This window comes from Pseudomonas quasicaspiana, assembly GCF_021147825.1.
In the GTDB taxonomy this organism is placed as follows: Bacteria; Pseudomonadota; Gammaproteobacteria; order Pseudomonadales; family Pseudomonadaceae; genus Aquipseudomonas; species Aquipseudomonas quasicaspiana.
This window is the reverse complement of the sequence record NZ_JAGTPI010000009.1, coordinates 119,981-138,739: the sequence shown is the minus strand read 5'-3', so window position 1 is coordinate 138,739 and position 18,759 is coordinate 119,981. Positions and strand designations below refer to the sequence as shown.

Sequence of the window (18,759 nt, the reverse complement as noted above, 5' to 3'; positions counted from 1 at the left end):
CGATAGCGTCAGGCCAGACGGTAATTCCTCAAAAGGTCTACCGCTATCGCGAGCAAGCTCACTCCTACAGGGTCCGTGATCGCTGCACGACAGCACGACGTCTGGCTGACAGGGGCGCCCCTACAGAAAATGCATGTCAATTCAGTAAGTTGTTTTCCACAAAAAAGCCCGGACTCGCGAGAGTCCGGGCTTTTTCATTTGCAGCGATTACTCAAGCCACGTCGACCAGTACGATTTCGCTGTCTTCGATAGCCGTCACTCGCAGTACGCGCTCGTCTTCAACGGCAACGCCGTCCCGGGCGTTCGCTTGTAAACCATTGACCTCAATGCTGCCGGTCGCCGGTACCAGGTAAGCGCGTCGACCGGCATCCATCTGGTATTCGGCACTTTCGCCGGCTTTCAGGTTGGCGGCCACCAGACGTGCATCCGCTCGAATACGCAGGCTTACGTCATCACCCGATTTGCCGCTTGCTAGGGTCACGAAACCTTCGCGATCACCTTTCGGAAACGGTTTGGCACCCCAGGAAGGCGCTGCGCCGGTTTCATTCGGCATGATCCAGATCTGGAAGATCTTGGTCGCTGTCGATTCCTGGTTGTACTCGCTGTGAGCAACACCGGTCCCGGCACTCATCACCTGTACATCGCCTGCTTCGGTACGGCCTTTATTACCAAGGCTGTCTTCGTGAGTAATGGCACCTTCACGAACGTAGGTGATGATTTCCATGTCCCGGTGTGGATGTTTCGGGAAGCCGGTACCGGCTTGAATCACGTCATCGTTCCAGACTCGCAGTTGACCCCAGTTCATGCGTTTTGGGTCGTAGTATTCAGCGAACGAGAAATGGTGGTGTGCGTCCAGCCAGCCGTGGTTGGCGCCGCCCAGAGTGTTGAAAGGTCGTAATTGCAGCATGGTGTGGCCTCCTGTGCAGAAGCGGGCATGGTGGTAGGCCCGGGCTGCTGAACGTTGTGCGGTTATCGATGGCAGCCATGATTGATCAACTAAGTATCGATAAAAAGCGTAAATACTCGCTCTAAGCTATCTGTTAATTCGATATTTCGGATGCGGGTTATTCTCCACTTGACCTGCAGTTGATCGGCTAATTGACTGATCGAAAAGCATTTACTGGAGCTGAAAGTCGAATCGCGCGACCATAGGCGACTTTTGTTTTACCTGTGCCCTGGAGCCTGCGTGCCAGACAATCTGCCTGTTGATGTTCCCGCCCATACCGAATCCGATCTGACGCCACCCAACCAGCTGTCTCTGATCAAACGCTTGCTCTCGCGACTATTGGGGCGCGGGTTGAATCGTCTGGGCGCGCAACATCCGCCGTCCTGGACTCAAGGCCATGCCGACGGTTACCTCAACGGTCACTTGCAGGGTGTCGAAGAGGGCTACGCCGAGGGGCACCTGGACGGTATCGAAGAGGGCCGCAAGGTTCTGGTGATCCGCGACACGCGTCCGAATGAGCATCGTGGGCCGAAAGTCGATGATCATTTGTTCGATGACTGGCGTCTGCCGCTGAGCGCCGACATCAAGAAACGCATGAAAGCCGACGTCGGGCAGAAGTTACCCGCCCATGCGCAACCCAGCGCTGCGCAGTGGAAGATGATTTTCAGTGACACGCCATCGACTTACGTCATCGCCGGGGCGGGCGCGGGCAAGTCGACTTCGCTGGTATTGCGCATCCTGCTGCTCAGTCATTACCTGGGTTTCGAACTGGACTCCATGACCGTGGTGACCTTCACCCGCGAGTCGCGCAAGGACTTCGTCAATAAACTGGTCGAGATATTTGCCTGCTGGGGCCTGAGTCTGGACCAGAAGCAGGCGCGGGACGTGGTGCGTACCTTTCACTCGCGGATTCTGCCGCTGGTGCGCAGCATGCCGGGCCTTGAGAAGCTCACTGCTTTTGAAAACCTCGGCGCTCAATCCTCGGCGGGACTGGAGGAGGGTGCGGACAGCAATCCTTTTGATCTGCGCATCAATGACGCTCAGCGTCAGCAACTGAATCTCTGTTATCGCGACCTGTACGCCAGTAACGAGCGTTTTCGCGATGTGATGGCACCGCTGTACCGCCAGGCGCTGCAGCTCAAGGAGCTGGAGCGCGACCACCCCGATGTACAGAAACGGGTGACGGTCACCGAGTTGTCGGCCAAACGCGATGAAGAGCTGTGCGACACCATCGAAGACTTGTGGATTCGTGCCAGGGCCTGGCCCATCAAAGGCGTCGAACCCATGCGGCAGACTGTCGAGATCAACGGCTTTGGCTTTCATCTGCACGGCTATATCGCAGAGCTGGATGCCTGGGTGGTACTCGGCTTTGATCCCTCCGAAGACCAGCAGATGAAACGCCCGGGGGCGAAGCTGCCGATCTGGGCGGAGTGGGTCATCAAGCGCACGTTGTTTCAAGCTTTCTGCCGCAAGCCTTTGATCTGGCTGGATAACTATGAAGCGGGTAGCCGTGTGTTGCAGTCCTTGTCAGGCGCAGCAGTTGCCGGCCCGGGGTTCGATTACAAGGTCAAGGGCGATCTGAGCGCCGCGCCGTTGCTGGACAGCTTTGTTGCAGCGGCTGGCTTTATTGAAAACCTGGGGCTGGATGTGCCCGCAGCCGTTGCCGAAATGAGCTTTGCCAATAACGATCCCGACCGCTATTTCTTTGAAGCGCTAAGTTTGTTCTGGAAGGCCTTCGAAAATCACTTGCTGACCCAGACGCCGCCAGTGATGACCTATAACCGGATGTTCGCCCTGTTTGGCGAGAACTCGCCGGAAAACCTCAAGCTGGTGGGCGATCATCAGCTCAGGCCGTTGGCCCATTTGATGATCGATGAGTTTCAGGACGTCTCGCCGCAGATCGTTTCGTGGGTGCGCGCCTGTTTGCGTGAAATTCGGCGTCGCGGGTCTGATCTGCATATCGGGCGGACCGCGCAGCATGCCTCGCTGCTGTGTGTCGGGGATGACTGGCAATCGATCTATGGCTGGCGTGGCAGCTCACCGAAATTCTTCATGGAGTTTCCCAAGGAGTTTCCGGCGCCTGCGACCACCAAGGTCATGCTCAGTGACAATTACCGCAGTCATCAGTACATCATTGATGCGGCCGAGCACATCGTGCGCGCGGCACCTGCCATTGCGGGCAAGAAAGCCAAAGCCAGCGGTGCGGCGCAGGAGTTGCTGCCGGTTGCGGTGCTGGAGAGAGATGACGAGGCCCTGGCCGAGCGTTTGATCGAGCACTACAACGACGGCGATTCGATCCTGTTGCTGTACCGAAAGAGCAGCGATAAAGCGTTGTTGTCCAGTAAGTTACAAGCTTTAGTGAATGCTGATTATGCGCTGACGCCTCAATCTCGTCGCTTTAAGCAACTGACTTATCACAGCGCCAAAGGCCTGCAGGCTGACGCAGTATTCCTGCTGGGCGATTGTCAGCATCTGACTCACTCGCCGTACAAGAATCAGCTTTATCGTCAGGCCGGATTAGGCAATCCCGGAGATACCGATGCTTTCGACAATGCGCAGAAAGACGAGGTCCTGCGTCTGGCTTACGTGGCGATCACCCGGGCCGTGCGGCACTGCTACTGGTATATCGATGGCAGCGCGAAGGAAGGGGTGAATACGACAAAGGCTTCGGACCGGATACCGGCAGACAAGCCGTTTTTCGAGGATCGGCGAGCTCATAAGGGAAGCGTTTAGATATCGGCCCTATATCATTGATACAGCAATGTTTTATGTGGGGGCTGTGCTTGGCTGCAGCGCAGTGCCAGCACTTATAGGAAAAGCTTTCACTAAGGTGATTCAGGTCCCTACAGCTCGCAACGGCACGAACGAATCCAGTTCTGCCTCAATGGCCTCAATAATCAGCTCCACCTCGGTCGCGTTCATCACGGTTGCGCAACGCAGACCGGCCACAGCGATGACTGTCTCGCCACTGGCCCGGTCAAACAGGCGGGCTACCATGCTGCTGGGAGCGTCCATCGTGGCTTCAAAGCCCACCGGATGGAAATACCAGCGCATCAACTGACAAGCATTGGGGAAGGTGACTTTGTTCATGAGGCCCACCTCTTTCAAACGAGCAATTGCATGGCTCAAATGGGGAGGCAAGGGAGCTGTCGAGACGGCAGCAAAAGCTGAGTGGCCGGGTATGAATCAGAGAATTCTTACGTCAGCCGGAGTGCCTTCCTGCAACATTTCCGAACAGTCCTTACGAAGAGCAAAAGTAGCACTCCTGCGGAATACTCGTAGGGATTTTTTTGCTGTAAATGGAAAATATTTTGATTAATTGACGGGGAGCATGCTGGTTATTCCTAAAGGCTCTTTCGGTTATTCGCTGGCACAGAAAAAGCTATTTGCGTCGTCACAGGGTTGTCATTACCCGTCTTGAGACGGCATGCTGCGGCTCCGCTTTGTAACCGGATCTTTCTGGATATGGCTTCGGCTCCGCGCACCGTTGATGTAGCTTCCCGTCGTTCCGCAATTGTTCTGGCGCTGTGTCTACCCAGCGATGTTTTGCTGTATCTGTTACTTCCCATGCACGTTCAGGCTTTTGGTATCAGCCTCGCACAAGCGGGTGTGCTGTTGGCGGCCAATCGGCTGGTGCGGATATTCGGGTACAGCTACGTGGTGCGCTTTTACGCACGTCATGGTGATCGGCCCACAGTAATGCTGGCTGCAGCAACGGCTGCTGTTTGTGCCTTGGGCAATGCCTTCATTTCAGGCTTCTGGTGGCTACTGATTCTGCGTCTCGGGTGGGGACTCGCCTATGCAGCCATGAATCTTTCGACCCAGGTGCTGGCAACTTCGGAACTGGCGGGTGCCGCACACCGCTCGGGGCGCTCAAGGGCATTTATCGCTATCGGCCCCATGATTGCGCTGCCGTTGGGTGCTCTGATCAGCATCGAGTATGGCCCGCGTGTAATTTTCATGCTGCTGGCCGTTGCTGCACTTGTCGGCTGGTGGCTTGCACGAGGGTTGCCTGACAGCCCGCATGTCATGCCTGCCCCCACAGGTCGACGCTTTAAAGCCCCGGACAGTGTCGCCATCTGGTCATTCATCGAAGGCGTTGCGCTGGACGGTTTGTTTATCTTCAGTCTCGCTTTACAGGCGCAGACCGTGATGGGCGGGAACGGCGTTATCGTGGCAGGTGTTCTGCTGGCGCTGCGTTATGTTTCAGAGATGGTACTGAGTCCTGTTGGCGGTCGTGCTGCGGACCACTTTGGCGCCGTGCGCATGCTGGTGGTCTGCTCTCTGTTGACGTGTCTTGCACTCATCGCATTCGGCTCTCACTGGTTGATACTGGGCGCAGGCGGGGTGCTGGTTCTACGTGCCGTGCAACTGCCGCTGGTGACGACGCTTGTTGCCCAGCGCAACCCCGGGCCTGACCGCGTACAGGCATTGGCCGCCAATGCTGTGTGGCGGGATATCGGTGCGGGCATCGGGCCTTTGTTGGCGGGATTATTGTTACCTGTGACATCGGCGGTATGGGTGTATGCTCTGGCAGGTCTGGCGGTAGCGCTCAGTGCCGTATTTTGCGGGCTTCGCAAGTAGAAGACCGAAGCAGGCTCAGTGTTTTGTTCGGGAGAAAACACGCATTCAATGACACCTTATCCTTTGATTTCTCGGACTTTTGAGGGCTTCCCGTGAAACCTTAGGGGCGATTTTGACTCCTATGGGCACGTCAACAAGATCGAAACATGTGCGCGTTAGGCTGTGGGGCGTATCAGGGACACGCTTCGGAGTGCTCGAAGAAGGGAGTTGCACGGGGTAGCTGACCCGGTCAGGGAGGCATTTCACGCTACGCACCTCACTACTGCACATCAGAATCAGAGACCCATGAAAATTTCAAAATTCCCCATCCTCAGCCGGTTTCAGCGCCGCTGTGCCTGGCTTTTTTTTCCTGCCGCACTGGTCGCATCCTCTATCGCACTGTTCAGCCTGGGCAAAGGCGTACATGCCGAACCCAAGAATGGTGTTCAGACACTGGTATTCATGCGCCATGCGGAGAAACCTTCCATGGGGCTTGGGCAACTCAATTGCCAGGGCCTGAACCGCGCCATTGATCTGTCCGAGTTGCTGCCGCGACAATTCGGTAAAGCCAATTTCATTTTTGCCGCCAACCCCAGCCGTCATGTAGAAGAGGGCGAGGGTGATCTCTCCTATAGCTACCTGCGGCCATTGATGACGGTTGGCCCGAGCGCCATCAAACTGGGTCTGCCAGTCAATATTGACTACGGTGCCAATGACACCGGCGCGCTGGCTGATGAGTTGATGCGCGACAAGTATCACGATGCAACCATCTATACGGCCTGGTCCCACGGCTATCTGCCCGAATTGATCAATAAGGTGGCTGAAGAGGCTTCCGGAGAGAAAATCAAACTTCTGGATGACTGGACCGGTGATGACTTCGATTCAGTGCTGGTCCTGACCCTCAGATGGGTTAACGGCAAAGCTTCGCTGGAATACGAGAACTACAAGCAAGGACTGAACAACGGTGCCGAGGGCTGCCCGAGCTGATTTTTCGAGTGCCGCAAGACTCGGCGACCAAATGCTCTAGCCACAGATAATGCAATGGAGTACAAATGTGCTCCATGAGCACATTATCTCCCAAACGCAGCGCCATCCTGACCTTCATCCGCGACCGTATCGCGCAGCAAGGTCAATCCCCGAGCCTGGCCGAAATCTCCGAAGCCTTTGGTTTTGCTTCGCGCAGTGTGGCCCGCAAACACATTATCGCCCTGACCGAAGCGGGCCTGATCGAGGTTATGCCCAATCAGGCTCGGGGTATTCGCCTGATTCAGTCCGCACCGCGGCCCGAATTGCTGGAAATCCCTGTCATGGGCCGTGTGGCTGCGGGCATGCCGATCGGGCCGGATGTGGACTACCACGATACCTTGCTGCTGGACCGCAGTACCTTCTCCCGCGTTCCCGATTACCTGCTGCGTGTTCAGGGAGACTCGATGATCGAGGATGGCATCCTTGACGGCGACCTGGTGGGCGTACACCGCAGCAGCGATGCCCATGACGGTCAGATCGTGGTAGCACGACTCGACGGTGAAGTGACGATCAAGCGGCTGCAAAAGGGCCACGATGCCTTTGTTCTGCTGCCGCGCAATCCGGCCTATGCACCCATCGTGGTAGAGGCAGATCAGGATTTTGCCATTGAGGGTGTGTTCTGTGGTCTGGTGAGGCGTGCATGATGGGCGCCGTGGTCAGTCTCGATGCGCTGCTCGACGAGCGCCGGGTCTGGAAAGGCCGGCAGCCCGCAGCGCCCGTCGGCTTGCAGCCTACTGGCCATTCAGCGCTGGACAACGTCTTGCCTGCGGGCGGCTGGCCAGCGTCGGCACTCAGCGAGATCCTGATCGCGGCCGATGGCAGTGGTGAGTTGCGTCTGCTGTGGCCGACACTGGCCAGACTGACCGACAGCGGCGAACGTGTGGTGCTCGTGGCGCCTCCTTACATTCCTTATCCCCAGGCCTGGCTGGCGGCCGGGATAGACATGCGTCAGGTCAGCCTGGTCCAGGCCAGTGATCGTGATGCGCTGTGGGCTGTCGAGCAATGTCTGCGCTCTGGCAGTTGCGGGGCTGTGCTGTGCTGGCCACGTCAGGCCGATGATCGCGCCCTGCGCCGGTTGCAAGTCGCCGCCGAGACGGGGCAGACCCTGGCTTTCGCCTGTCGGCCCATGACGGCGTTGCACAACCCGTCACCCGCAGCGTTGCGAATCGCCATCGATACCCGGCCTGAGCAATTACGTGTACTCAAATGCCGTGGCGGTCTGGCACCGGTTTCTCCCATTCCGTTCTCTACTGACGTCTGAGGTTCGCCTATGTTGTGGGCCTGTGTCCTGCTGCCACAAATGGCACTGGACGGCGTCATGCGCCGTCGTTCCGAGCCTGATGAGCCACTGGCGCTGGTGAGCGGTAGTGCGCAGCGACGCATCCTGCAAGCAATCAACCCGGCGGCTCGGGCACTTGGCCTGCGCTCCGGTCAGTCGCTGACCAGTGCGCAGGTGCTGGTCAGGGATTTCGCCACGGTCGAATACGATCCTCCTGAAACCGAACGCCTGCACCGGTTATTGGCTGCCTGGGCCTATCGTTTCAGCTCGCAGGTCAGCCTCAAGTATCCGCGGGTTTTGTTGATGGAGATTGAATCCAGTCTAGGCCTGTTCGGGCCATGGCCGGTGTTTGAAGCGCGATTGCGCCAGGAACTGAGTGCGCTGGGCTTCAGCCATCGCATCGTCGTCGCCCCCAACCCCGTGGCGGCGCGAATGTTGGCCAATGCCCACGACGGACTGGCCGTTATATGCCCCCGCGATCTACGCCAGAAGCTTGAGCAAATGCCCTTGGACCGTGTGGGCCTGAGCCGTGAAGTCGCCGTAGCGCTGTCCCGTATGGGCTTACGCAACCTGCGTCAGGTATTGGGCTTGCCACGCGACACCCTGGCCCGACGTTTCCCGGCGCAGGTCCTGCAGCATCTGGATTCACTGTTGGGCGAGCGTCCGGTGGCCCTGGAGTGTTATGTGCCTCCGGATTATTTCGACGTGCGCATCGAGCTGAATTTCGATGTCGAGTCTCATCAGGCGTTGCTGTTTCCCCTCAAGCGTCTCATTGCCGATCTGGCCGCATTCCTCGCCGGGCGTGACAGTGGCGTGCAGCGTTTTGGCCTGTATCTTGAGCATAACGAAGGGCCCGACAGCGTTGTGCCTGTCGGGTTGCTCAGTGCCGAGCGTGAGGCGGGCATGCTGTTTGAGTTGGCCAGAGGCAGGCTTGAGCAAATCCAGGTGACATCACCCGTGAAGGCCGTACGCTTGCTGGCCCGGGATCTGCCAGCTTTTGTGCCTGCCCATCGGGAGCTTTTCGATGAGCGCCCACAACAGGCTTTGCCCTGGGAGCAACTGCGCGAACGATTGCGGGCTAGATTGGGCGATGATTCGGTCAATGCATTGCAGATGCATGCCGACCATCGCCCTGAATGCGCATGGCAACGTAACGTGCTGACCAAGGCCAGGCCCGATGCGCCCACAGTCCCCAGGCCGGGTTGGTTATTACCTGAGCCGCAGCCGTTACAGGGCGTAGGTACGCGCATTCTTGCCGGCCCCGAGCGTATCGAATCGGGTTGGTGGGACGGTGGCGATGTGCGGCGCGATTATTTTCTGGTTGAAACGCGCAGCGGACAACGTGGCTGGGCTTATCGTCCTGTTGGCGCGCAAGGCGACCTGTTACTGCACGGCTGGTTCGCATGAGCGACCACTATGCCGAACTGCACTGCCTGTCGAACTTCAGTTTCCAGCGCGGGGCATCCAGTGCCATCGAGCTGTTCGAGCGCGCCAAAGCCCACGGCTATTCGGCGCTGGCGATCACCGATGAGTGCACCCTCGCCGGAATCGTCCGCGCCTGGCAGGCCGCGAAAAAAACTGAATTACCCTTGATCGTCGGTAGCGAAATACAGATCGCTGACGGCCCCAAGGTTGTTCTGCTGGTGGAAAACCTTCAGGGCTATCAGGCGCTTTGCCAGTTGATCACCGTAGGCCGACGCAGAGCCAAAAAGGGGCAATATCAACTCTTTCGTAACGACTTCAGCCAGCCAATGCCAGGGCTGCTGGCGTTGTGGGTTCCGGATACCGGGCTGGCAGCCAGCGCCCTGGAAAAGCAAGGCCGGTGGCTGAGCAGCCATTTTGCGGATGTATTGTGGCTAGCCGTTGAGTTGCATTGTGGGCCCGATGATCGGCATCGTCTGGAAACACTGCTGGCTCTGGCGCAAACCCTGCAGATTCCAGCCGTCGCCAGCGGTGATGTGCACATGCACGCGCGGGGTCGACGGGCCTTGCAAGACACCATGACCGCTATCCGCCATCACACAACCGTGGCCGAAGCGGGCCATCATCTGTATGCCAATGGCGAGCGTCATTTGCGTTCACCCAAGGTTTTGGCAGCGCTCTATCCTGAAGCGCTGTTGGCTGAAACCGCACGCATTGCCCGGCGCTGCTGCTTCGATTTGAAACAGTTGAATTACGAGTATCCCCGCGAACTGGTGCCAGTCGGGCACACGTCCACTTCGTGGTTGCGGGAAAAGACCGAGGAAGGTGTGCGCAAGCGTTGGCCACTTGGGCCATCAGTCGAAACCCGGGCACAGATCGAAAAGGAACTGGGCCTTATCAGCGAGATGAAGTTCGACAGCTATTTTCTGACGGTTCACGACATCGTCCAGTTCGCTCGCAGCCGCCACATCCTTTGTCAGGGCCGTGGCTCTGCGGCCAACTCGGTGGTCTGCTTTGCATTGGGTATCACCGAACTGAACCCGGAAAAAAGCAACCTGCTGTTCGAGCGCTTCATTTCAAAGGAGCGTAATGAGCCGCCGGATATCGATGTGGACTTCGAGCATGAGCGTCGTGAAGAAGTCTTGCAGTACGTATTTCAACGCTATGGCCGGGGCAGGGCAGCGCTGACGGCTGTGGCGAGTACTTACCACGGCACGGGCGCGGTACGTGATGTCGCCAGAGTGCTGGGGTTACCGGCTGATCAGATCAATGCGCTGGCCGATTGTTTCAGCAGTTGGAGCGATGAGCTGCCATCGGCGGAGCGCCTGCGTGAAAGCGGTTTCGATCCGCAAACGCCGATCCTACATCGGGTACTGACACTGACCGGCGAACTGATTGGCTTTCCCCGGCATCTGTCGCAGCACCCCGGTGGTTTCGTGATTTCCGAACATCCGCTCAACACCCTGGTGCCGGTTGAAAACGCCGCTATGGCTGATCGAACCATCATCCAGTGGGACAAGGACGATCTGGACGCCGTCGGCTTGCTCAAGGTCGATATTCTGGCGTTGGGCATGCTCAGCGCGTTGCGTCGCACCTTTGATCTTGTGCGCCGTTATCGGGGTAATGACTGGACCCTCGCGACACTTCCGGTGGACGATTCGACCACCTATGAAATGATCAGTCGTGCGGACACCATCGGCGTTTTTCAGATTGAATCCCGTGCGCAGATGGCGATGCTGCCCCGTATGCAGCCCAGGGAGTTTTACGATCTGGTAATCGAGGTGGCCATTGTCCGGCCGGGGCCTATTCAGGGCGATATGGTTCATCCTTATCTGCGCAGGCGCAATGGCGAAGAGGAAGTGACCTATCCGCCCAGACTGGAGAAAGTCTTCAAGCGTACCCTGGGCGTACCGTTGTTTCAGGAGCAGGTGATGGAGGTGGCGATCATCGCTGCGGACTATTCGCCCGGCGAGGCGGATGAATTACGCCGCTCGATGGCCGCCTGGAAGCGTCACGGCGGGTTGGAGCCACATCGGGTGCGTCTCGCCGAGCGAATGACTGCGAATGGTTATGAGCCTGCCTTTATTCAGCGAATCTTCGAGCAGATCAAAGGCTTTGGCAGCTACGGGTTTCCGGAGTCTCATGCCGCCAGTTTTGCCTTGCTGACTTACGCCAGTTGCTGGTTGAAGTGCCATGAACCTGCGGCCTTTGCCTGTGCGCTGATCAACAGCTGGCCGATGGGCTTCTACAGTCCAGATCAAATCCTGCAAGACGCGCGTCGTCACCACATCGAAATTCGTCCGGTCGACGTGCGCTATAGCAACTGGGATTGCTCTCTTGAGCCTGTAGATCATCCTGACCGGAACCGCTCCCTGGCATTACGCATGGGGCTACGCATGGTTCGAGGTTTTCGCGAAGAAGATGGTCAGCGGATTGAAGCGGCCAGAGCGCGAAGTGCTTTAGTGGACGCGACTGACTTGAGTCAGCGCGCGGGGCTGGGCGCTCGGGCGCTGGAGCAACTGGCTGATGCCGGAGCCTTGCGTGGCCTGATCGGGCATCGTCATCGGGCCCGCTGGGAAGTCGCGGGTGTTGAGGCACAACGCCCCTTGTTCGGCCCGGAGCACAGTGTCGTGGAAACGCAGGTTGCATTGCCATTGCCGACAGTCGCCCAGGACTTGATGGCTGATTACGCCACGACTGGCACCACGCTGGGCCCACATCCGTTGGCGATGTTGCGCCGACAGTTGTCTGCCAAACGGTTTCGCAGCTCAAAAGACCTGTTGGACCTCGAACATGGCCGCACGTTAAGCGTTGCCGGGCTTGTGATCGGTCGCCAGCGTCCTGGAACAGCCAGCGGCGTGACCTTCGTAACCCTTGAGGACGAGTTTGGAATGGTTAACGTAGTGGTCTGGCGCGATCTGGCCGAACGGCAGCGCAAAGTGCTTGTGGATTCGCAACTGCTTCAGGTATTTGGTCGTCTCGAGTCGCAGGGCGGCGTGCGCCACCTGATTGCTCAACGTCTATACAACTTGACGCCGTTGCTGACAGGGCTGGATATACGCAGTCGGGACTTTAAATAAACCATCTGCCAGCCATTCGGCGTGTTGATTGAAGGGCAGGGTGCCGACTGGCTGGCAGATGATTTAACGTCTTGCAACGGCCTTCAAGGTTTTGAGATCTGAAAGGCAGTTCGGGAATTTCAGGCTGCGTTTTTCAGCGAGACTCGCTGGCGGGTACGGTCAGTGGAGCTTTACTGGCGCTTAGCGTCTCGTCGACACCATCAAGCAATTGGGAAATGGTCCAGGGTTTGGCGATAAACAGAACATCCGCAGGCAACTGGTCGCTACCCGGTGTTCCATGCCCTGACATAACAACTATGGGGATGCCCCATTTGGTTGCAACCATATTCGCCAAAGCAATGCCATCCATGCTGCCGGGCATGCGTACGTCGGTCAGCAGTAGCGAGACATCCGCCGCATGCTTCTCGAGATACTCAACCGCCTGATCGGCATTTTCCACAGACTCAGTCCTGAAGCCGCCCTCGAACTCCAGAATCTCCTGCACAAAGTCCCGGATCATCGGTTCGTCTTCGACGATCAAGATCAGATCCTGGTTTTGCGAGGACTCCCCATACTGCGGTGATTGAGTCATTTTTCCCTTCCTCAGCCTCATACATTAAAAATCGGGAAGCACAGCAACGTGGATCCATTTTGTTGCTCCCCGATATCTGAACAAAACAAACCCGAAAAAATTCATTTTTTTATAAAAATCGACGAGTTGCAGACAGTCGGTTTGTTTATCTCTGCCTGAAAAGGGCAAAAACATCCGTTAAAGCCATTCAGGCAGGAAAGTTATCACGATTGGAATCAACCAGAGTCATGAAATAAAGCAGAAGTGGATGGACCTGTGAACTGGATCAGAACCGGGCACGATTATTCGGGTTGAATGAATACTCTCGCAGGAGTGAGCTTGCTCGCGATGGCGTCAGGCCAGACGGTAATGTATTGGCAGGTCTACCATTATCGCGAGCAAGCTCACTCCTACAGATCCTGTCCTCGGTATGTCCGGGGCCAGGCGATAACGTACGTGGCACAGGCATCCAGCACTACACAGCTAAATGGCCTACGTATACACTCGCTTTCTTTGCCATCATCCCGCGCCTCCGTCACCCGGAATACCCCGTCAATGCGAAGTCTCTGTGCTGTTTTGTCCGGGTTAATCCTGTCAGTGGTGCTCGTCGGGTGTATTGCAACGCCTGTTCCTCTGACTCAGCAAACCCGGGAACGCTTGAGCCAGCAAGCGCCGATCCGTTTTGTTGTGACCTTCGATGATGGTCCGAGTGCATCCAGCCTGGCCAATCCGACGATTCAAGTGCTGCACAGTCTTGCGCAGAACCCTGTGCAGAACGATATCAAAGCGGTTTTCTTCGTTCAGACTGGTGCCACGCGCGCGGGCAACAGTGACCGTGGTCGCAGAATCATGCGCCGTGAAGCCGCTGCGGGGCACATCCTGGGGTTTCATTCGGGCACGCCCGGACACACCAACCACCGCACCCTGAGTGACGAAGTACTGGAACAATCCCTGCAACAGGGCAGCGCGATCATCGCGTCAAACATGGGCAGCCCGCCGACGTTACTCCGCCCACCGTTCTGGAACTACGATCAGCGTACGTTTGCCGCGTACCAGCGGCATGGGATGCAGGTGCTGTTGACCGATATCAGCGCCAATGACGGAAAAATCTGGGGTTTCAACGCCAGCCCGCGCCGACGTGCCCACATGCTCAGGGAAATGTCTGAAGTGCGCGAGCGTGTTGCCAGCGGTGAGTTTCACGCTGTAGATGGCGCCATTCCGATTGTGGTGACCTTTCATGACCTGAATCGATACACCGCACGGCATACCCGGGAATACCTGCAGATTTTGTTGGACAGCGCTCAGACAACCGGCCTGCAAGTTGCCCCCAAGCCGTTTTACGATGACCGCGCCGAGCTGCAACGAGCTGCACTGTCCCGAACCGTACCCACCAGCGCTGTAGCTGTTCACTTGCCTGGAGTGTGGGGCTGGGTCTGGGATAACGATTCCAGATAACGACATTCAGCCGCTAAAAAGCAGAAAGGCGACACCATGGTCGCCTTTCTGCTTTTAGCCTGTCGCTAGTATTACTGACGCTTAGTAGCGCTCAAGCCAGTGAGCGTAAGGCGCAGGCAATGTCCAGGACGCGCGATCAATGCCCAGTTCTTTAGCCGCGAAATAAGCCCAGTGCGGGTTGGCCAGGTGAGCCTTGCCGACCATGACCAGATCCAGTTGACCGTCTTTGACCGCTTGCTCGGCGATGCCCGGGAAACCAAAGCCCCATGCAGACGAAACCGGAATGTCGGCCTCGCGCCTTACACGCTCGGCGATAGGTCCCATGAACGCTGGAGCCCAGGGAATGTTGGCATCGGGAATGGAGAAGCCAATGCTGACACTCAGCATGTCCAGGCCGGCCGCTTTGAACTGGCGGGTCAATTCGATGGATTCCAGCAGCGTCTGTTCGTCGCGGCCATCAAATTCCAGCACGCCAAAACGTGCGGTCAGCGGCAGATGCTCTGGCCAGACCTCACGGACGGCTGCCAGGGTTTCCAGCAGGAAACGGCTGCGGTTTTCAAAACTGCCGCCGTAGGCATCTTCACGGTGGTTGGAGTGTTCGGAGAAGAACGACTGAGCCAGGTAACCGTGAGCGAAGTGCAGTTCCAGCCACTCAAAACCGGCATCTCGGGCGCGACGGGCTGCGGCGACGAAATCCTCGCGAACACGGGCAATGTCGTCCAGCGTCATGGCCGTTGGCTGTTTTGACAAGTGAGCGCCGAAGGCAATGGAGGAGGGCGCGATGGTCTGCCAGCCGCGAGCATCATCAGCCGCGATGTGATCATCGCCTTCCCATGGACGGTTGGCGCTGGCTTTGCGACCTGCGTGGGCAATCTGAATGCCGGGCACTGAACCTGCTGCCTTGATGGCCTGCACGACCGGTACAAACGCTTGAGCCAGTTCGTCGTTCCAGATCCCGGTGCAGCCCGGAGTAATCCGGCCTTCAGGCGAAACAGCGGTTGCTTCGACGATCACCAGGCCTGCACCGCCGCGCGCGAGGGCGGCCAGATGCACCTGATGCCATTCGTTGATCAGGCCGTCTACTGCGGAATATTGGCACATCGGCGGAACCGCAATCCGGTTGCGCAACGTGATGTCTTTCAGGGTGTAGGGTTGGAATAGCGCGGACATTGAACAGACCTCGGGATGACGTTTCGTTTGTTCGATACTATTCGAACAATGGCTGTTCGGTAAAGCCCCGTGTATGATTCACCCCATGCGCCCATTCAAACATCCCCCCGCCAGCGACTTCGAACTCGAGCGAGTGTTTTACGCCCTGAGCGATCCGGTTCGCCTGGAGATAGTCCGTTATTTAGGCAGCGTGCCTCAGGCCACGTGTGGCGAGCTTGACGGTGGAAGACCCAAGTCGAGTATGTCCCATCATTTTCGGGTGCTGCGTGATGCAGGCCTGGTCATGACCCAGAACGTGGGCACCACGCACATGAACTCGCTACGCACTGATGATCTGGAAGACCGTTTTCCGGGGCTGATGGCCGCGATCCTTGCCCAAAGGGCCTGAAGATTTAAACGATAGAAAGGCCTGACCCACCTGGCCGGAGTGGTAGATGAAATTCATACACCAGCGTGAACACCTCAATGAAGACGACATCGTGGTCATTCAGGCTTCGCAGACCTGCAACATTCGCCTGATGAGCGATGCCAACTTCCGCGCCTTCAAGCATGGCGGACGGCATACCTATCACGGCGGAGCGTTCGAGACGTTTCCAGCCAAAATCACTGTGCCAAGCAGTGGTTACTGGAACATCACCCTCGATACCGTCACACGCCGCGCCATCAGCGTGACGCGCAAGCCGACGCTGACCCACTCGATCAAGATTATCCGCAGGTCGTGATCCGTGATCACCGCGGGCTGCACGCGGTCAACTGTGGGAGCCGAGCTTGCTCGCGAAGAACGATGACGCGGTCTATCTGATTTACCTCATCGACTGAATCGCGGGCAATCCTCGCTCCAACCGGAGACAGCGATCTCATGTGGGAGCCGGGCTTACCCCCGATTTAGGCGCCTCAGGTATCAAGTCAACGCTCAACCCCTGACATCCTCCGGCTCCAGCGCCTGCAGCCAGCGGCCTTCCGAGCGGCTCAAGTGCTGGCGCATCGAGGTCTGCGCGCCGAGCACGTCTTTGTTGGCAACGGCGCGAAGAATCGCCTCGTGCTCAATCACCGCCGCCTCCCAGGTCGACCTATTCTCTGAATGCTTGCTGAGGTGAGCCGAAATCGGGTTATGTCGCTCATCGAACAGCGCAGTGATGATCCGCACCAGAGCCGAGTTGCCACTCATTTTGGCCAGGCGATGATGAAACTTGCGGTCGTCTTCCAGCGGCGGCAGGCCGTTGGCAATGCTTTCACGCATCGCGTCGATACAGTCCTGCAAATAACGGTAGTCACTTTTCTTGCCGTGCAAACAAGCCAGAATCACACTCTCGCCTTCGATTAATGCACGAGCCTGCATCAGTTCGGAAGGGCTCTCGCCCAAGGTCACCGGCTTACTGGTGCCGTCCTTGTGGCTTGCGCGCACATAGACACCTGAGCCCATCTTGATTTCAACGGCGCCTTCGATTTCCAGCGCGATCAGCGCCTCGCGCAGCGAAGGTCGGGACACCCCCAGCAGCCGCGTCAGATCCCGTTCAGGGGGAAGCCGGGCACCGGTGTTGAAGTCCTCCTGCGCGATGTAGTTGCGCAATTGATCGGCAATTTTCTGATACGGCTTTCGTTCAGCGGCGTTGATCGGTGAAACCATGGTTATGGCGTCCATCGGAAAGTTGGCGAAGGCTACCATAGCGACCGATTAACTGGCCGCTGCTGAAGCGGCACATGGAATAGAAGCTCAGGGCATCATCACATCACCGCGCCGATCTGCCACGGCAGGAACTCGTTATCCCCCAGACCATTTTCTTCACTGCAGGTCTGCCGCCCGGAAGCAGTGTCGAGCATCAACTGGAACAACCTTTGGCCCGACTCAGCCACTGATTCCAGACCCTCGACAATCCCTCCGGCGTTGAAGTCCATATCCAGTTCCATGCGTTGAAACAACCCCGTATTGGTGGCGATCTTCAGGGACGGTGTGGGTTTGCAACCGTAAGTCGAACCCCGGCCGGTGGTGAAACAGATGAGGTTCGCGCTTCCTGCCACCTGGCCTGTCGCCGACACCGGGTCGTAGCCGGGCGTGTCCATGAACACCAGTCCACGGGCTTCAATGGTTTCGGCGTACTGATAAACCCCCATCAAGCCGGTAGCACCTGCTTTGGCGACAGCCCCTAGAGACTTCTCCAGAATGGTAGTGATGCCGCCGGCTTTATTGCCCGGCGAGGGATTGTTGTTCATGTCTCCATCGTTGTGGCGCACGTAGGCTTCCCACCAGTGAATCCGCGCCATCAATTTCGCTGCGATGTCGGGGGAGGCCGCGCGGGCGGTGAGCAAGTGTTCAGCGCCATAGATTTCCGGGGTTTCCGAAAGAATCGCAGTGCCGCCCTGTTGCACCAGCAGATCCACCGCTGCGCCCAGTGCCGGATTGGCGGTAATGCCCGAGTAACCGTCCGAGCCGCCGCATTGCAAACCAACGCAGAGATGGCTGGCGGGGACGGTTGTGCGTTTGAAGCTGTTGATGACCGGCAACATCGCTTGTATATGAGCGATGCCGCGTTGCACGGTTTCCCGCGTGCCGCCTGCATCTTGAATGATGAGGCTGGCCTTGAGCAGGGCCGACCGATCGTCAAGCTCATCCAGCAACGGCGTGAGCTGGTTGACCTCACACCCCAAACCGATCAACAGCACACCGGCGAAGTTGGCGTGATTCGCATAGCCGCTCAGCGTCCTTTTAAGGATGTCGATGCCTTCGCCTTTAGCCCCCATGCCGCAGCCGCTGCCGTGGGTGATAGCAACCACGCCGTCGACATTGGGGAAGTCCTTCAAACGCTCGGCAGAGAACGCATGAGCGATGTGTTTACAGACAGTCGCGGAGCAATTGACGCTGGAAATAATGCCGATGTAATTGCGCGTGCCGACCCGACCATCGTCGCGCAGGTAACCTTCAAACGTAACCGGCTCGGGGCTCAGTGCAGTAGGCACATAAGTGTTCTGCACGCTGTGTTCGGTATTGACGGTCGGCATCGCCAGGTTGTGGACATGGACATAGTCGCCGGGCTCGATACTTTGGGTGGCCTGGCCGATGGTCTGGCCATACTTGAGCACTTGTTGCCCGGCCGACACGCCGCGCAGGGCAACTTTGTGACCTGACGGTATCGGCTGACGGGCGATCAGCTCAATGCCGTCAGCGCTTAGCCGTTGGCCTTCGGCAATATCGCCACGCGCTACCGCGACATCATCTCCGGGTGACAAAACAAGCAAGGAGGGCTGGTTCATGGTGTGTCCTCTATAGGCG

16 protein-coding genes are annotated in these 18,759 nt (G+C 57.7%); 10 read left to right on the top strand and 6 right to left on the bottom strand.

The annotated features are described in order from the left end of the window. Window positions 1–211: 211 nt before the first annotated feature. Complete coding sequence (locus KDX30_RS08860) at window positions 212–907, bottom strand: pirin family protein (protein WP_027898526.1); 696 nt, start codon at window positions 905–907, stop codon at window positions 212–214. Between the two features lie 279 nt (window positions 908–1,186). Between KDX30_RS08860 and KDX30_RS08855 the strand changes: the two genes are divergently transcribed. Further along, the gene (locus tag KDX30_RS08855) at window positions 1,187–3,679 is read left to right on the top strand and encodes a UvrD-helicase domain-containing protein (RefSeq protein WP_231675561.1); all 2,493 of its coding nucleotides are present in this window, start codon (window positions 1,187–1,189) and stop codon (window positions 3,677–3,679) included. Between the two features lie 102 nt (window positions 3,680–3,781). Here KDX30_RS08855 and KDX30_RS08850 read toward each other — a convergent pair whose 3' ends face one another. After that, on the bottom strand, window positions 3,782–4,054 hold the full coding sequence (locus KDX30_RS08850; RefSeq protein ID WP_164581409.1) for a DUF1652 domain-containing protein: 273 nt from the start codon (window positions 4,052–4,054) through the stop codon (window positions 3,782–3,784). 357 nt (window positions 4,055–4,411) lie between these two features. On the opposite strand from KDX30_RS08850, the gene KDX30_RS08845 reads away from it, so the two are divergent. The 6 genes from KDX30_RS08845 to KDX30_RS08820 all read left to right on the top strand — a co-directional run bounded on the left by KDX30_RS08845 (window position 4,412) and on the right by KDX30_RS08820 (window position 12,316). Continuing rightward, the gene (locus KDX30_RS08845) at window positions 4,412–5,530 is read left to right on the top strand and encodes an MFS transporter (RefSeq protein WP_122708873.1); all 1,119 of its coding nucleotides are present in this window, start codon (window positions 4,412–4,414) and stop codon (window positions 5,528–5,530) included. Window positions 5,531–5,815: 285 nt separating this feature from the next. Continuing rightward, a complete protein-coding gene (locus KDX30_RS08840) occupies window positions 5,816–6,496 on the top strand; it encodes a hypothetical protein (RefSeq protein WP_231675560.1) in 681 nt (226 codons plus the stop codon). Window positions 6,497–6,561: 65 nt separating this feature from the next. Next, window positions 6,562–7,179, top strand: coding sequence for a transcriptional repressor LexA (lexA, locus tag KDX30_RS08835; RefSeq protein WP_027898521.1), 618 nt, complete (start codon window positions 6,562–6,564; stop codon window positions 7,177–7,179). Continuing rightward, window positions 7,179–7,796, top strand: coding sequence for a translesion DNA synthesis-associated protein ImuA (gene imuA / locus KDX30_RS08830; protein ID WP_231675564.1), 618 nt, complete (start codon window positions 7,179–7,181; stop codon window positions 7,794–7,796). Before lexA ends, imuA begins: the two co-directional genes overlap by 1 nt. A 9-nt stretch (window positions 7,797–7,805) precedes the next feature. Continuing rightward, the gene (locus KDX30_RS08825; protein ID WP_231675559.1) at window positions 7,806–9,221 is read left to right on the top strand and encodes a Y-family DNA polymerase; all 1,416 of its coding nucleotides are present in this window, start codon (window positions 7,806–7,808) and stop codon (window positions 9,219–9,221) included. Continuing rightward, window positions 9,218–12,316 carry an error-prone DNA polymerase gene (locus KDX30_RS08820; protein WP_231675558.1) on the top strand — a complete coding sequence of 1,033 codons (3,099 nt, stop codon included), beginning with the start codon at window positions 9,218–9,220 and terminating at the stop codon, window positions 12,314–12,316. Before KDX30_RS08825 ends, KDX30_RS08820 begins: the two co-directional genes overlap by 4 nt. Before the next feature lie 133 nt (window positions 12,317–12,449). On the opposite strand, the gene KDX30_RS08815 is transcribed toward KDX30_RS08820, so the two are convergent. Further along, complete coding sequence (locus KDX30_RS08815; protein WP_049826748.1) at window positions 12,450–12,887, bottom strand: response regulator; 438 nt, start codon at window positions 12,885–12,887, stop codon at window positions 12,450–12,452. Window positions 12,888–13,421: 534 nt separating this feature from the next. Here KDX30_RS08815 and KDX30_RS08810 point away from each other — a divergent pair. Beyond that, window positions 13,422–14,321, top strand: a complete 900-nt coding sequence (locus KDX30_RS08810; protein ID WP_231675557.1) for a polysaccharide deacetylase family protein — start codon at window positions 13,422–13,424, stop codon at window positions 14,319–14,321. A gap of 81 nt (window positions 14,322–14,402) precedes the next feature. Here KDX30_RS08810 and KDX30_RS08805 read toward each other — a convergent pair whose 3' ends face one another. Continuing rightward, window positions 14,403–15,491: an NADH:flavin oxidoreductase/NADH oxidase gene (locus KDX30_RS08805; protein WP_027898516.1), complete on the bottom strand. Its 1,089-nt coding sequence runs from the start codon at window positions 15,489–15,491 to the stop codon at window positions 14,403–14,405. Window positions 15,492–15,576: 85 nt separating this feature from the next. Between KDX30_RS08805 and KDX30_RS08800 the strand changes: the two genes are divergently transcribed. Both KDX30_RS08800 and KDX30_RS08795 read left to right on the top strand, forming a co-directional pair. Then, on the top strand, window positions 15,577–15,879 hold the full coding sequence (locus KDX30_RS08800) for an ArsR/SmtB family transcription factor (RefSeq protein WP_049826745.1): 303 nt from the start codon (window positions 15,577–15,579) through the stop codon (window positions 15,877–15,879). Window positions 15,880–15,925: 46 nt separating this feature from the next. Then, the gene (locus KDX30_RS08795) at window positions 15,926–16,213 is read left to right on the top strand and encodes a DUF1883 domain-containing protein (protein ID WP_231675556.1); all 288 of its coding nucleotides are present in this window, start codon (window positions 15,926–15,928) and stop codon (window positions 16,211–16,213) included. A gap of 191 nt (window positions 16,214–16,404) precedes the next feature. On the opposite strand, the gene KDX30_RS08790 is transcribed toward KDX30_RS08795, so the two are convergent. Further along, complete coding sequence (locus tag KDX30_RS08790; protein WP_231675555.1) at window positions 16,405–17,118, bottom strand: FadR/GntR family transcriptional regulator; 714 nt, start codon at window positions 17,116–17,118, stop codon at window positions 16,405–16,407. Between the two features lie 98 nt (window positions 17,119–17,216). Then, window positions 17,217–18,740, bottom strand: a complete 1,524-nt coding sequence (locus KDX30_RS08785; RefSeq protein ID WP_231675554.1) for a UxaA family hydrolase — start codon at window positions 18,738–18,740, stop codon at window positions 17,217–17,219. Window positions 18,741–18,759: the final 19 nt, after the last annotated feature.